The 13350-nt window shown below is 68.0% G+C and carries 13 protein-coding genes and 1 tRNA gene; 5 read left to right on the forward strand and 9 right to left on the reverse strand.

Annotated elements, in window-relative coordinates:
* Positions 1-1398: tyrosine-type recombinase/integrase (locus QM618_RS08915; protein ID WP_428097296.1), on the reverse strand; the 1398-nt coding region annotated here is incomplete at its 3' end.
* Between the two features lie 271 nt (positions 1399-1669).
* Positions 1670-1743 (reverse strand) — tRNA-Gly (locus QM618_RS08920).
* Positions 1744-1807: 64 nt separating this feature from the next.
* Here QM618_RS08920 and QM618_RS08925 point away from each other — a divergent pair.
* Positions 1808-2725: a hypothetical protein gene (locus QM618_RS08925; protein ID WP_428097299.1), complete on the forward strand. Its 918-nt coding sequence runs from the start codon at positions 1808-1810 to the stop codon at positions 2723-2725.
* Here the strand turns inward: QM618_RS08925 and QM618_RS08930 are convergent.
* On the reverse strand, positions 2659-4695 hold the full coding sequence (locus tag QM618_RS08930) for an alkaline phosphatase family protein (protein WP_428097302.1): 2037 nt from the start codon (positions 4693-4695) through the stop codon (positions 2659-2661). The genes QM618_RS08925 and QM618_RS08930 overlap by 67 nt on opposite strands.
* A gap of 3 nt (positions 4696-4698) precedes the next feature.
* Positions 4699-5613 (reverse strand): hypothetical protein, encoded by a 915-nt coding sequence (locus QM618_RS08935; RefSeq protein ID WP_428097305.1) that lies wholly within the window; start codon positions 5611-5613, stop codon positions 4699-4701.
* Positions 5614-5707: 94 nt separating this feature from the next.
* Here QM618_RS08935 and QM618_RS08940 point away from each other — a divergent pair, with 94 nt between their 5' ends.
* Complete coding sequence (locus QM618_RS08940) at positions 5708-6511, forward strand: DUF4190 domain-containing protein (protein WP_428097309.1); 804 nt, start codon at positions 5708-5710, stop codon at positions 6509-6511.
* Positions 6512-6536: 25 nt separating this feature from the next.
* Positions 6537-7355, forward strand: a complete 819-nt coding sequence (locus QM618_RS08945) for a hypothetical protein (protein WP_428097312.1) — start codon at positions 6537-6539, stop codon at positions 7353-7355.
* Positions 7356-7565: 210 nt separating this feature from the next.
* On the opposite strand, the gene QM618_RS08950 is transcribed toward QM618_RS08945, so the two are convergent.
* Together QM618_RS08950 and QM618_RS08955 are read right to left on the reverse strand one after the other, a co-directional pair.
* Positions 7566-8030: an SRPBCC family protein gene (locus QM618_RS08950; protein ID WP_428097315.1), complete on the reverse strand. Its 465-nt coding sequence runs from the start codon at positions 8028-8030 to the stop codon at positions 7566-7568.
* Positions 8027-8365 carry an ArsR/SmtB family transcription factor gene (locus tag QM618_RS08955; RefSeq protein WP_428097318.1) on the reverse strand — a complete coding sequence of 113 codons (339 nt, stop codon included), beginning with the start codon at positions 8363-8365 and terminating at the stop codon, positions 8027-8029. The genes QM618_RS08950 and QM618_RS08955 overlap by 4 nt, the downstream gene beginning before the upstream one ends.
* Before the next feature lie 88 nt (positions 8366-8453).
* Between QM618_RS08955 and QM618_RS08960 the strand changes: the two genes are divergently transcribed.
* Positions 8454-9308, forward strand: a complete 855-nt coding sequence (locus QM618_RS08960) for a MerR family transcriptional regulator (RefSeq protein WP_428097322.1) — start codon at positions 8454-8456, stop codon at positions 9306-9308.
* 184 nt (positions 9309-9492) lie between these two features.
* Positions 9493-9717 (forward strand): DUF6458 family protein, encoded by a 225-nt coding sequence (locus QM618_RS08965; protein ID WP_428097327.1) that lies wholly within the window; start codon positions 9493-9495, stop codon positions 9715-9717.
* Between the two features lie 185 nt (positions 9718-9902).
* On the opposite strand, the gene QM618_RS08970 is transcribed toward QM618_RS08965, so the two are convergent.
* From QM618_RS08970 to QM618_RS08980, 3 genes are all read right to left on the reverse strand, one after another.
* Positions 9903-11243, reverse strand: a complete 1341-nt coding sequence (locus QM618_RS08970; protein ID WP_428097330.1) for an MFS transporter — start codon at positions 11241-11243, stop codon at positions 9903-9905.
* Positions 11244-11747: 504 nt separating this feature from the next.
* Entirely contained in the window at positions 11748-12710 is a 963-nt protein-coding gene (locus tag QM618_RS08975) for an NAD(P)-dependent alcohol dehydrogenase (protein WP_428097333.1), read from the reverse strand.
* Complete coding sequence (locus tag QM618_RS08980; protein WP_428097336.1) at positions 12707-13339, reverse strand: DUF4386 domain-containing protein; 633 nt, start codon at positions 13337-13339, stop codon at positions 12707-12709. Before QM618_RS08980 ends, QM618_RS08975 begins: the two co-directional genes overlap by 4 nt.
* Between the last annotated feature and the right edge of the window lie 11 nt (positions 13340-13350).

Genomic DNA, 13350 nt, shown 5'->3' on the forward strand with positions numbered 1-13350 from the left:
GTTGAGTGCGGTGGCGATGAGGTGGTCGCGGGTGAGGGATGCGTGTTGGTAGAGGTTGGCGGCGCGGGCGGTGGAGTGGCCGATGCGGCGTTGGAGTTCTGCGGGGGTGGCTCCTGCTTGGGCGGCTAGGGTCGCGCCGGTGTGGCGGAGGTGGTGCCAGGTCAGGTCTGGTCTGCCGATCGCTTTGCGGGGTGTTCTGAGGGCGTGGGAGCGGGCTTGTGCGGTCACGGGTTGGCCGGTGGTGGTGGTGAAGATCAGGGCGTCGTGTCCGGTGTCGGTGTGGCGGGCGAGGTGGGCGCGGAGGGCGTCGAGGACGGTCGCGGGCAGGGCGACGGTGCGAAGGCCCGCGGCTGACTTGGGTGGTCCAAAGGTGACCGGTTGGCCGGGCAGCTCGACCAGGGCGCGGCGGACGGTGAGTTGACCGGTGGCGAAGTCAACATCGCCGCGGCGCAGCGCGAATACCTCGCCGGGGCGAAGGCCGGACCACGCGGCGACCAGGACCGCGGCGCGGTATCGGTCGGGCATGGCGGCGGCAAGGGCCGCGACTTCGGCGGGGTTCAGGGGAATGCGTTCGGCGTGGGCGACGTGACCGGCGCCGGGGATGCGGGCCGGGTTGGTGGCCAGGAGCCCATCGTTGACGGCCTCGGCCAAGATCGCGTGCACCAGGCGGTAAGCCTGCGCGGCGGCGGTCGCTCCCGCGCCAGGCCGGGCGGGCGTGGGTGTGGGTGTCGTGACGGTGGGCGAGCCAGCGGCCCGCCAGGCCGCCACAATGGCCGGGGACAAGCGCCCCGTGGCCTTCACATCGAGACCCTGACTAAGGGCCCACGCGCGCACCTGCCCGGCCTCAGTTGACGGGCGCGCCTCGACGTGTTGCCGGGGCGTAGCGCTCGGCGTAAAGGGCGCTCCCGCCCGCTTCCACGCGTCGAGGACGTGCCGGGGAATCTGTCCGCGCGTGCCTATGTCGATTCCGTTGGCGAGTGCCCACGCTCGAGGCGGGGCGATGCGGGCATGGCGCATACGAACCCGTGGCCGTGCCGGGTTTGACGGTGTGGTGCGGTAGCCCGCACTTACTCGGGCCTCGGTGGTGACGGCGGCGAACCATTCGCGCACGAGGGCGGCGGAGATTGCGGGCAGGGGAACGGGTCCGAGCTCGACGGCATGGCGACCGGTCCCGACCGGGGCCAGTAGCCACCGCTCGGCGAGGCGGACGTAGAGGTCGAGGGTGCGAGGTCGCAAGTGGGCGGCGCGGTGGCGTAGCCAGGTCTCGACGTAGTCGGCGAAGATCACACGGGCTCTTTCGGGTGGTGCCCATTGGCCGCGCAGCATGTCCGCACGGACCGTCACCAACCACGCCTCGGCCTCGGCCTTGGTCGCAAACGTCACGGGCGCGGACCGCATCCGCCGATCGGGACCGGTGTACCGGGCACGCCACCTACCGGACGCCAACCGCTCCACCGCACCGAAATCGCGGCGGGCTGGCCCTCGCTTTCGGGCGGTCATGAGGCGCCGCCTGGGGCGCAAAATGCGGCGAGACACGCCGAACGGGTCAAAAAACGTCGAGCACTCATCGCGGGGCCCTACTTCCACGTTATTCCACGGTGGCCCGGTTAAGTGCCCTGGCGGGCGGGGCCGGCTATTGCCGAACCCTGCCGATACCAGGGGTAATGCGTGGAGCGGATGACGGGAATCGAACCCGCGCTATCAGCTTGGGAAGCTGAAGTTCTGCCATTGAACTACATCCGCGATGTGGGTTCCATCCTAACCAAGTCCGGCAAAGGTCCCGTCCCTGCGGCGAGACAATGAAGACGTGACGGCTTCAGCAAACACCCGCGAGTTCGACCTCTTTGGTCCCTGGGTCGACGAGGTCGCATCGCCCGAGGACATCCCCAGGCTCTACCGCGGCCACCCGATCAACCTCGCCACCACCCGGCTCGTCCTCAAGGTCCCGCGCAACATTCCGCGCCGCGAGGCGCATGCAGGCATGGACCTCTACGACCACATGCTGATCGCACACGAGTACGACCTCGAGATCCTGAGCAGGCGCGCTCAGCACTCGGGATTCGACGCCACGCAGATCGCCTACGCAGACATCGCCGCCATCAAGGACGCGGTGAACCTGCTCGACGGCAGCCTCACCATCACCACCCGGCGCGGCTCGCACGTGGCAATCCCCTACAACGGCTCTGGGGGCAAGCAGATCACGGCCCTGGTCAACGTGCTGCGCGATCAGTTCCCGCGCTCCGCCAACGACAGCGAACGCCACACTCGCATGGTCGACGCGCACCTTCCGGGCCGCGACGGCGCGCTCATGGTGGACTTCAAGACCGCCGCTCGCGCCAACCCCAACCTCACGCCATGGGCGTGGCACGAGCGCCAGGCCGTCACCCCGTCCGCAGGAGGCATCGCGGGCGCCGCCTCCCGCCTCCTCCATCGCTTCTCACCCATGACACTGCACGGCGCGGTCATCGCCGGCGACGACGCGGCGATGGAGATCTTCTCCCGCCGCGACTTCCTTATCCGCGGGCGCGTCCCGGAGCTATCGTCGGGAAGGCTTGTGGTGCCGTTCGCCGCGGTTGACCAACTGGCGACCGCGCCCCACCCCGCCTACGCGGGCGTCACCGAACTCACCCTGACCGCAGGCGCCGCCGCGGTGAACATTCACGTCCCGGAGGGCTCCTCGGCGGAGCGCGCCATCGCGTCCGCGTTCTCCACGTCCGCGCGGTGACCTAGCGCCTCAAGCCAGCGCACCAGTTGCCGGTGCACGCTCTCGGCACCCTCCAGCAGGCCCGACGCTCCGCTCAAGTCCGCGTCCACGGTCCAGTCTGCGGGGTGCACCAGCAGCGGCCGGGTCTGCCAGCCGCCGAGGCCGCCGTGGCAGCCGACGAGCTCCTCAAATGCCGCCACCTCGCCAAGCGCGGGATCGAACACCGAGTTCACGTAGATGTCTGGCGCGGACGCGAACTCGCACACCCGCGCAAAGTCCGCCCGCGCGGCAGGGAAGTCCGCGAGCGGGTCCTCTCCGGTCACCGCTCCAGAGTCCAGCTGCACGGCCCCGTGCGCTCCCACGGCCACCGGGCCGGTGGCTCCCTGCACCACCACGAACGCCACGCCCGGATGGGTGGCGAGCGCCTCGATGAGACCTGGATGTACCGACTCAAGTTGGGCGAGCGACAGCCGCGATGAGGAATCCGTGAACCAGATTCCCCCCAGGTTGCCCGAGCCAACCACCGCAATACCAGGGGCGTCAGCGCTCCCTGCCGCAGCGTCGGGCACCGTGGGCGGCACCGCGCGGGCAACGACGCGCGCGGGAAGGGACTCACCAAGCCCCTCGATGAGCGAGCGCACGCGACCGCGCGCCTCGCCCTCCTGCTCGTCAACGGCCACGGCGCCGCCTCCCACGTGGGACGACACGAAGTCCGCCAAGGACACCCCGTAGCGCTGCAGGAACGTGGCGCCTTGCGACTGCCCGTGGTCGCTCACGAGCACGATGCGGTACCGCCGCGGCAGCTCCGCCCGCGCCGCGAGCGCCTCAAGCGAACCCACCACGCGGTCAAGCCCGTAGAGCGAGGCGAGCGACTCCGGCCGGGTGACTCCGGCATGGTGCGCGATCTCGTCGTAGTCCACAAAGTCCGCGTAGATGACCTTGCGCCCGCTCAGCATCGCGTCCGCAACGAGCGCGATGTTGAGGTCGCGCAGCAGCACATTCGTCACGCCGCGCAGCGCCACATACGGTCCGCCGCGGTGGATGCGCGGCTCCACGCCTTGCCGCCGCTGCCGCCGCGCCTGGAACAGTTCCTTGATCATCTCGCCAAGCGTGAGCGTCACCGCGCGCGCGAGCCCGGTTGGGTGCGTAAGGAAGGCGGCATAGCTGCCCGACGGCCCCAAGGCTCTCCCCTTGTTCTCCAGCGAGCTCATGGTGAGTTGGGCATGGGGCGCGTCGCCGTCGAAGAGGTTGGAGATCGAGATTCCGTCGTCGGCCAGGAGGCCGCGGCCGTTGCTCAGCCGCTCCTCGATCACGGCGGCGTCGGCGGGCTTGTTGGCCACGAGCATGCGGCCCAGTTCGCGGTCGTACCAGCGGAAGGCGGGGAGGTTCTCCGTGGTGCCGTGCAGGATTCCCGCCTGGCTTACGGGGGTGGTGGAGGGGACTCGCGCGGTCCACTCTGTCCACGAGTGGGTGCCGTCGCGAAGCCAGCGGGCGATCGTTGGGAGGTTGCCTGCGCGGAGCTCGTACTCGAGCACCGGAGCGGGGACGCCGTCGAGTTGCAGAATCAGCACGCCCTCGGCGTCATCCACCTCCGGCGCCGGTCGCCGCCGTGCCAGCCGCACAGCGTGGTCGATGAGGTAGTCGTCGCTACTCGCGCCCACCACCCAGAACAGCGCGGCCGCCACCGCTCCGTAGATCCACGACGCGAGGATCAGTTGCCACAGTGTCTCCACGTGCATGCCCGGCGTGAACGCCAGCGCCAGCCCAAGGATGACCGCCTCGGCGAAGAGCGCGGTGACGGCCGCGCCCGCCCAGCCAAAGCGTCGGGCAAATGCGGCGAGCAAGGGGCGCAGCGCCCACGAGACAGCGAGCACTAGGGCCGTCGCGGTGACATAGGACCACCAGTGATCGGCGCGCACGCCGGGCGACAGCCACACCGTGATCGCGATGGCGAGCAGCTGCGCGAGCGCCTCCGCGATGCGCCTGCGCATGGTCTAGGCCAGCGGCTTGGCGATGAGCGAGAAGCTCGCGGTGACCGTCTGGCCCGGCTGCACCAGCAGCAGGTTGGCGGAATGGATTCCGCGCTCTGCCAGGTTGAACGCGTCGTTCGCGTTGCTCACCGGCTCCACCGCGAAGAACGACTTGCCTTCGGGGATGTAGACAACGGCGTGGCTCAGCAGGTCGTCGGCCTCGATGTCGAGGTCAAGCACGCCGGGCCACGTGATGGTGGCGAGGGTGGGCGAGGTGCGCGCCGTGTAGCAATCGTCAACGAAGGCCCCGCCGATCTCGCGAGAGGCCCGGAAGTCAGCGTCGGGCCGTATGGCGCCGGCCTCACCGAAGGGGATGCAGCCCTCCGCGTCATAGGCCTGGTCCGTGTTGAGCTGGAGGTGCGCGGTGCGGCTGCCGGCCACCGAGCGCTCAAAGTACGGGTGGTGCCCAAAGCCCGCGGGGAACGTCTCGTGGTCGCTGTTCACGATGCCGTACGTCCAGGTGAAACGATCGCCGTCGAGCCGGTAGGTGAAGCGGGCCGTGAACGTCCACGGGAAGTTCACGCCGTAGACCTCGCGGGAGGCGAACTCGAGCACCGCGTGAGTGGCGTCTGCCTCCACGATGGTCCAGGGGTACTCGCTCGCCGTGCCGTGGATGGCGGTGCCGTCGCTGTGGTTGACGCGCAACTGGTACGTCTTGCCCGCCCACCGTAGTTTGCCGCCCGCGATGCGGTTGGACCACGGCACTAGGGGGTACGAGGCGGTGTCGGGGACGCTCGTGAGCGACTCCAGGGGGGTGGGGCGCAAGACGTCGTGCCACGCTCCGCCAACGTTGACGCGGCCATACGCGACCGAGCCGCCCGTGGTGGGCAACAGCCCAACCTGCCAATGGTCATTCGCGAGTTCGAGAATCTGGGTCATGGGGCCATTGTGGCGCACTCGAGAGCGGTGGCGCGTGACGCGCGACGGGGCCGATGGCTAGGGTTTAGGTAACTCACCTTCCTAGGGGGAAGCGATGTCAGACAACACGCCCAACGAGCCCGTCGAGCCCATCACGAGCGACACCACCATCCAGCCGGTGCCAGAGGTTCCCGCATCGATGGCCTCAGACCTAACGCCCCAGCCGGTTACCGACCAGCCGATGCCCGCCCAGCCGTCTCCCAACTTGCTCGCCGACTACCAGCACCCGGTTGGCTCCGCCTACGACCCCATGCCGCTGCAGGGAGAGATCGACGACTCCCGCAACTGGCTTGGCGTGGTCTCCCTCATCTTCGGCATCATCGGCGGCTCCATCATCGCGATCGTGTTCGGCATCATCGGCCTGAGCGCGGTCAAGAAGGGCAAGGCCACCAACCGCAGCATGAACGTGTGGGGCATCGCGCTCGGCGTGTTCTGGCTGATCGTGAGCATCGTGGCCACGATCGCCTTCGTTGTGTGGGTGGTGAACGAGTCCGACGAGATCTCGGCCGCCAGTGTTGAGGTGGGCGACTGCTACGTGAGCACCATCGAGTCCACCGGCACCCTCGAGGACGTGGACCCCGTGTTCGGCGAGTGCACCACCGCCACCAACGCCGAGGTCTACTTCATCACCACGTACGACGGCACGGCCACTCCTGGCGATGCGGATTTCGCCTCGGATGTGCAGGGCCTGTGCACCTCGGATGCCGCGATCGTCAATGTGGACGTTGACCTCGCCTCCGAGTACTACGTCGAGTACTACCTGCCCACGATCAACGAGTGGGACACGGCGGATCGCACGGTGGTGTGTGCGTTGTCGCTCGAGTCCGGCCCGGTAGATGAAGGCGTCATCGACGAGTAGCCGCGCACTCCTTGCCCTGGGGTGCGTGCTCGCGCTCGCGGGCTGCACCGCCGCCCAGGTGACGGAGAGCGCGGAGCCCACCGTAGCGTCGGGCCGCCTCACGGTGCCCGACGCTGTGGTGACGTTTCCGCGCACGCTTCAGGCCGCGCGGCTTGTGGAGGCGCAAGTGGTCACGTCGCGCGAGGCCGACGCGCTCGTGACGAGCGCGCGCCTGGAGTCGCCGCTGTTCGTTGACTCGCCCGCGCGCGACGGCGAGGTGCGGCTGTTCCCCGAGTGGAAGAACCGCGTGCGGGTGCCGCTCGGTACTGCCGTGTGCCCGGCGCCGCAGGGGGAGTCCGTGGTGGTGCTGCGTCTTGTTGTGGATGGGCGTGCTGTGACTGAGGATCTTGAGTTCGACGACTCGGTGCTGCGCGCGATCAACGCCGAGGAATGCGCGCAGGCGGCCGTGCTTGACGTGGCGACGCCGTCGTTTGGGCCCGTTACCAGGCAGGATGCGGCGTCGCTGGACACGACGATCGTGTTGACGCGGGGTGGCTCTGAGGAGGCCGCGCCGGTGTCGCTCACGTCGATGACGGGGAACATCGTCTACATCGTGACGTTGGATCAGGATGCTGACCGGATTCTTGCTGGCGGCGAGGCCTCGCTGGCGGTGCCCGCCGTGATCTCCGTGGGCCGGTGCGATCCGCATGTGTTTGCGGAGAGCAAGAAGACGTTTGTGTTTCCGGTGCGCCTTTCAGTGAGCGATCGCGATCCCTCATACGTCGAGATCCAGCCGGACGAGGTCACGCGTTCCGCGCTCCAGCAACTCTTCGACGACTGCGGCGAGGCCGAGCGCGGCGACTAGCGCCTTATGTGTGTCTCAGCACCACTTCTGAGCCTCCCTCCGCTCCCAGGTGTGCGTGAGCGCGAGGTGACGCGCTTACAGAACCCAGCCCGAGCGTCGGCCGGCCGAGATCCGTTACCCCGCGAGAGTGGTGCTGACGCGCACACAGGAGCCTTCAGAACCCGGAAAGTGGTTCTGACGCACACATAGGGCCGGAGGTGAACGCGGGGACTAGCTGGAAGCGGCGAGTTCGTCGAGTGCCTTCCCTATGTTCTCCACGAGCCACCCGGTGCCCTCTTCTCGCTTCTCGCCACCTTCCGCACCATCGAGGTGAATTCCGTGCTCGGTGAAGGTCATGAGGGTGCCGCCCTCGACGGGCTCAAAGGTGATGGACGTGGCGGAACCGGAGAGCGGCTCGTCGTTGAGCGTCATCACGTAGGTGTAGACGATGCGCTGGCCGGGCACGATGTCCGCGTAGGTTGCGTCGAACGTGGTGGTGATCCCGTTGCCGTGATCGGACCACGCGCGCTCGCGGCCGCCAACGCGGAAGTCCCACTCGTTGCTACCGGTGGTGAAGTTGTCGTGGTTGCCGAACCACATCGCCTTCTTCTTGGGGTCAGAGAACATCTCGAAGACCGCTTGCGGCGAGTGGGGGTAGGTGCGCGCAATCGTGAAGCTGTGGTGGGCGATGGTCATTGTTCTTCCTCCGGGGTTGGGTTGAGAGCGTCAAGCGCGGCGCCCAAGCGATCAAAGCGGGAGTGCCACGCGGCCTCGTGCGCGGCGATCCACTCGCGCACGTCTCTGAGACCATCGACAGACGGCTCCACAACTCGCGTGCGCCCCTCCTTGCGCGTGGTCACCAGCCCGGTGTCCTCGAGATAGTTCACGTGCTGCAGCACCGCGCTGAGGGTCATGTGGAGCGGCTCTGCGAGTTCGCTCACCGTCGCCGGCCCTGCACTGAGGCGGGTAAGCATCGCCCGTCGTCCAGGATCGGCGAGGGCTTGGAAGGTGCGGTCAAGCTGAGTGAGCATGGAAACCATGGTGCCCACAGCGTCGGGCAATAGTCAAGTGAATACTTAAGTATTCCCCGTTGACCCTCCCCTTGCGGGAGACTGCAATGTGGCTGTTGTGAACGAGGAAGAGCTTCTCAGCATCGGCGAGTTCGCCGCCCTGACCCGCCTGTCGATCAAGGCCCTGCGCCTGTACGACGACAACGGACTGCTCTCCCCCGCCCACGTGGACCCGGCGTCGAGCTACCGCTACTACCGGCGGAACCAGCGCAACCGGGCCATCCTCATCGGAGACTTGCGGCGCGTCGATGTGCCGCTGGCTCTCATCGCCCAGATCCTCGACGGCGACGCAGCCCTTCCCACCTTCCAGAACTGGTGGATCACCGAAGAAGAGCGTCACGTGAACCGTCGCGGCTTGGGCCTCTATATCAAAGCGCGATTGCGCAGAGAGGGGCAGCCGCCCATGGACATCCAGACCCGCACCGTTCCCGAGCGCAAGCTCGCCGTCATCTCCAAGGAGCTGTTCCAGCCCCAGCTCGAGGAGTTCATCATGAGCGCTTTCCACGAGCTGTTCTCGTGGGCAGAGCGCAACCCCGGCCTGCGATCGCTGCAGACCACTCGCGAGGACCCCACGTACGCGATCTTCCATGGCCCCGTGACGGCGGACGCCTCCGCGCTCGTCGAGGTCTGCATCGTGATCGACGGTCCCGCAGAGCCCGAGGGCCGCATCACCCTCAAGCGTGAGCCCGAGCACGAGGAGGCCTTCACCACCCTCACCCGCGAGGGGATCGAGTTCCCCAACATTCTCGCCGCGTATGACGCGGTGGCGATGTGGGTGGTTCAGAACGGCTCTCCCATCGAGGCGCTCCCGTCCCGCGAGGTTTACTTCGCGGACGTCATCAACGAGCCGATGGACGCCGAGGTCTGCGACATCGCCTACCCCTACGTGCCGAACGCCAAGTAGCGGCACCAGCGGTACCCGACCACAGCGTCGGGCCTGGTATTCGGGTGTTATCCCCTTCACTCGGAATACCGCGGCCCGACGCTGTGGTTGCCTTAGCGACCGGCCGTTGCCCCACCCGGGGGGCACGCCCGCGCTTGCCGCAAGGGTGCCGAGTGCCGGTGGGAATGGCTGAAAGGGAACCCTCATGATTCTCGGAGGCGGATTTTTCCTCATTGTTGTTGGTGCGATCCTGGCGTTTGCCGTCAAGGACTCGTGGGATGCAATCGACCTGACGATGGTCGGCTACATCTGCTTGGCCGCCGGTGTGCTCGCGGTCATCATCTCGCTGGTGGTCAACGGGCAGAACCGCAAGACCACGCATGTTGTTGACCAGCACGTGGACGAGCACCGGATCGACCCCAGCGCGTAGGTCGCCTGTAGCGACCGCGCGACCGCGCAACCCTGAAACCACAGGGATAGCATGTCGATCCGTCCCTCTGGAAGGTGAATATTCACCTTCCAGAGGGACGCTTTCGCGATCGGTCCCTCTGGTTCGCGCAACCGTTTGGCCGCCCGGGCGAGGGGCGCGCCCAACCCAGCCACAGCGTCGGGCAGCTAGCCCTGGCCGCGGGCGTTCTCTGCCTGCTGCTCGCTGATCTTGAGCTTGGCCTCTTCTCGCTGAGCGGCGAACGCCTCCGAGGTGGTGCGGCCGTACGCCACCCGCAGGAACGGCCGGTGCATCGCGTACGAGAGCTCAAGGTTCCAGTAGCGCTTTGACCACCACGCGGCGGCGAGCGCAACGATGACGGCGGCGATCGCGCCCACGCCGATGGCCCAGCGCGGGCCTAGCACCTCGCCGATCCAGCCCACGAGCGGCGAGCCCAGGGGAGTGGCGCCCATCAGCACCATCATGTACAGGCTCATGACGCGGCCGCGCATGGTGGGTGCGGTGGTGGTCTGCACCCACGCGTTGCACGTGGTGAGCAGCGTGATGCCGAAGAATCCTGCGGGGATCGTCAGGAGTGCGTACGCGCCGTAGGTGGGAGCGAGGGCCATGAGGCCAGTGCTCACGCCAAACATGCCGGCCGCGCCCACGATGTACCGGAGCCGTGGCCGGCCCCTTCGCGCGGCGAGCAGGGCGCCAACCAAGGAGCCGATGGCCATGATCGAGCCGAGGATGCCGTACTCGCCGGCGCCCTTGTCGAACTCGACGCGCGCCATGAGCGCGCTCGTCATCTGGAAGTTGAGGCCCAGGGCGCTCACCACGGCCACGATGACCATGATCACGATGATGTCCGCGCGTCTTCTGACGTAGCGCACGCCCTCGCGCACCTGGCCCTTGTGGCGGGCAACGCGCTCGTGCGGGATGAGCTCGCGGATGCGCATCACCATGAGCGCAACGATCGTCGCCACGAACGTGAGCCCGTTGATCATGAACACCCAGCCGGTGCCTACGGCCGCGATCAGCACACCCGCGATACCAGGGCCGATGAGCCGTGCCGCGTTGAAGCTCGCCGAGTTGAGGCCCACCGCATTGGGCAGGTTGGGCGCCTCGACCAGTTGCGTGACGAAGGTTTGGCGGGCGGGGTTATCGAAGGCGGAGACCACGCCGAGCAGGAACGCGAACGCGTACACGTGCCACAGCTGCACCGCGTCGGTGAGCACGAGCGTGCCGAGCGCCACACCGAGCGCGCCCGCGATGGCTTGGGTGACGATGAGGAGTTTGCGAGAGTCGAACCGGTCAACGATCACGCCCGCGTAGGGGCTGAACAGCAGGAATGGCAAGAACTGCAGGCCGGTGACGATGCCCACCGCGGTGCCGGACTCGTGGGTGAGGACCGTGAGTACCAGCCAGTCTTGGGCTACGCGCTGCATCCACGTCCCTATGTTCGACACCAGCCCGCCAGCGAGCCACAGGCGGAAGTTGAAGAACTTAAGGGAGGCGAATGTCTGCATCCCTTCCATTCTCTCCCCGTTCGCGCGGACCAGGTGACCACTCGGTCAGGAGGTGGGGTGGTTAGCGGGCCCGCGGTGCGGGCGGCGGGGCTCGGCAGGTGTGGACCCCGCTCCAAGCTGCGGCCCAATGCGTCCCTGCGGCCTTGAGCGCGTCGCATGGCGCGCATGCGACGCGCTGGGTGCCGCCAGGGCGCACCGGCGCGGTGGGGTTGGGGTTCGGCACGACGGCGCTGGGTTCGGCGCGGTGAGGTTGGGGGGTCGGCACAGTGACAGGCCCGACGCTGGGGCTGGGTTCGGAGGTAGGTGCACGGGGTGTGGGTGGTGACGCGCGGCGGGGCTCGGCAGGTGTGGACCCTGCTCCGAGCCGCGGTCCAGTGCGTCCCTGCGGCCTTGAGCGCGTCGCATGGCGCGCATGCGACGCGCTGGGTGCCGCCAGGGCGCACCGGGGTGCCCGGGGGAGGACGCACTGAGGTGCCCTGGGACGAGCGCACCGGGGCAAGTCCTCTAACCCATCGTCACGATGACCTTCCCGCGCGCGTGATGGGTACCCACTCGCGCGAGCGCCTCCGGCGCGTGCTCGAGCGTGAACATCGTGTCGATGAGCGGCGCGATGCGGCCGGCAGCCGCGTGGTCGCCAAGTTCCTCGAGCGCCGCTGGGGTGACGGAGGCGTAGAAGGTCAACACCCGTTGGGGCGCCACGATGCGGTGCCATTGCGCCTTGGCGACGCGCATGAGCGCGCCGCCGTCCGGCCCCTGCGTGCCGGCGTTGGGCAGAATCACGCCACCCTTGGGCACAACCCGCCGCCAGTCCTTGATCCGCACCCCGCCCGCATTGTCGAAGACGATGTCGTAGGGACCAGCAACCAACGGGTCTTCCGTCTCGTAGTCGATGACCCGGTCAGCGCCCAGTTGGCGCACCCGTTCCACATTGCGGCCAGAGCACACCGCAGTCACGTGCGCGCCGTGAACCTTTGCGAGTTGCACTGCGAACTGCCCGACGCCGCCAGCGGCTCCCGCGACAAGCACCCGTTGGCCTTCGCGCACCTTCGCTTTGGCGAGACCTCGCAGAGCCGTCACCGCCGCTACCCCAAGAGTCGACGCATGCTCAAAGCTCACCGAATCCGGAAGCGCCGCGAGCTGGTCCTCGGCGGCGAGCGCCACCTCGGCGAGGGTCGCAATGCCGGTGCCGAATACCGCATCGCCAACGGCCCACCGGCTCACGCCGGGGCCAACGCCGCACACCACCCCCGCCACGTCCATGCCCAGCGCCGATCGCCGAGGACGCACAAGCCCTAGCCCCGGGCGCACCATGCGTGGCACGCCTCGCATGTAGAACACATCCGCAGCGTTGATCGAGGCAGCGCGCACGGAAAGAGCCACCTGGCCCTTGCCGGGAGTTGGCACGGCCCCCTCACCAACCGTGAGTCGATCGGCCTCGCCGTAGTGCGAGTGAATCACCGCCCTCACGAGGTCGCCGCCTTGCCGCTGGCTACGGAATCCGGCCGGATTCCCCAGATCAGCAGGTACGCGATCATCCAAAACTCGCCAATCGAGGCAGGGAAGGAAAGCGCCTCGGTGAGCACAGCGTCGGGCAGGAAGATGGTGCTGAACGCGGAGGCGACGTAGCCAAACCCGCCCACCACCAGCACCCACCCGAGCGCTACGGGCATGCGCGCGGACTTCACCACCGCCCAGCCCATGGGGATGAGCCACAGGCCAAAGAAGATCGCGCCGGCGGCCCACGCGGAGGAGGACAGCTCGTGCAGCAGCGGCGTGAACTGGGGGTCATCGAGCGTGATGGCCGCCCAAAGGAACGACGCGCTCGCGAGAATCGCGGCCGCGTTGACGAGGCCGTACGACAGCACCCCAACGGCGGCGGAGCGGTTGATGGGCGCGAAGAGACGGTAGAACCACAGGGCCGCGACGGCCTGGGTGATGACGATGCCAAGCTCGAGCGCGAGCCCGATGCGCGCGAGGTCCAGATCGGGATCGTCGACGACGACCTTGGGGCGGACGATGAGGAAGCCAAGCATGCCGACGACGGCAAGGGCGAGGTACCACGCGCCGGTGGCGCGAGCGGTGCGGACGGTGTCCATGGAGACTCCTT

The sequence above is a fragment of the Demequina sp. genome (assembly GCF_049841215.1).
Classification (GTDB): domain Bacteria; phylum Actinomycetota; class Actinomycetes; order Actinomycetales; family Demequinaceae; genus Demequina.

What these genes read in the sequence shown, in the direction of transcription:
- QM618_RS08930 (WP_428097302.1), bottom strand. Translation starts at nt 4,695, where the DNA reads ATGCGCAGGCGCATCGCGGAGGCGCTCGCGCAGCTGCTCGCCATCGCG.
- QM618_RS08935 (WP_428097305.1), bottom strand. Translation starts at nt 5,613, where the DNA reads ATGACCCAGATTCTCGAACTCGCGAATGACCATTGGCAGGTTGGGCTG.
- QM618_RS08940 (WP_428097309.1), top strand. Translation starts at nt 5,708, where the DNA reads ATGTCAGACAACACGCCCAACGAGCCCGTCGAGCCCATCACGAGCGAC.
- QM618_RS08950 (WP_428097315.1), bottom strand. Translation starts at nt 8,030, where the DNA reads ATGACCATCGCCCACCACAGCTTCACGATTGCGCGCACCTACCCCCAC.
- QM618_RS08955 (WP_428097318.1), bottom strand. Translation starts at nt 8,365, where the DNA reads ATGCTCACTCAGCTTGACCGCACCTTCCAAGCCCTCGCCGATCCTGGA.
- QM618_RS08965 (WP_428097327.1), top strand. Translation starts at nt 9,493, where the DNA reads ATGATTCTCGGAGGCGGATTTTTCCTCATTGTTGTTGGTGCGATCCTG.
- QM618_RS08970 (WP_428097330.1), bottom strand. Translation starts at nt 11,243, where the DNA reads ATGCAGACATTCGCCTCCCTTAAGTTCTTCAACTTCCGCCTGTGGCTC.
- QM618_RS08980 (WP_428097336.1), bottom strand. Translation starts at nt 13,339, where the DNA reads ATGGACACCGTCCGCACCGCTCGCGCCACCGGCGCGTGGTACCTCGCC.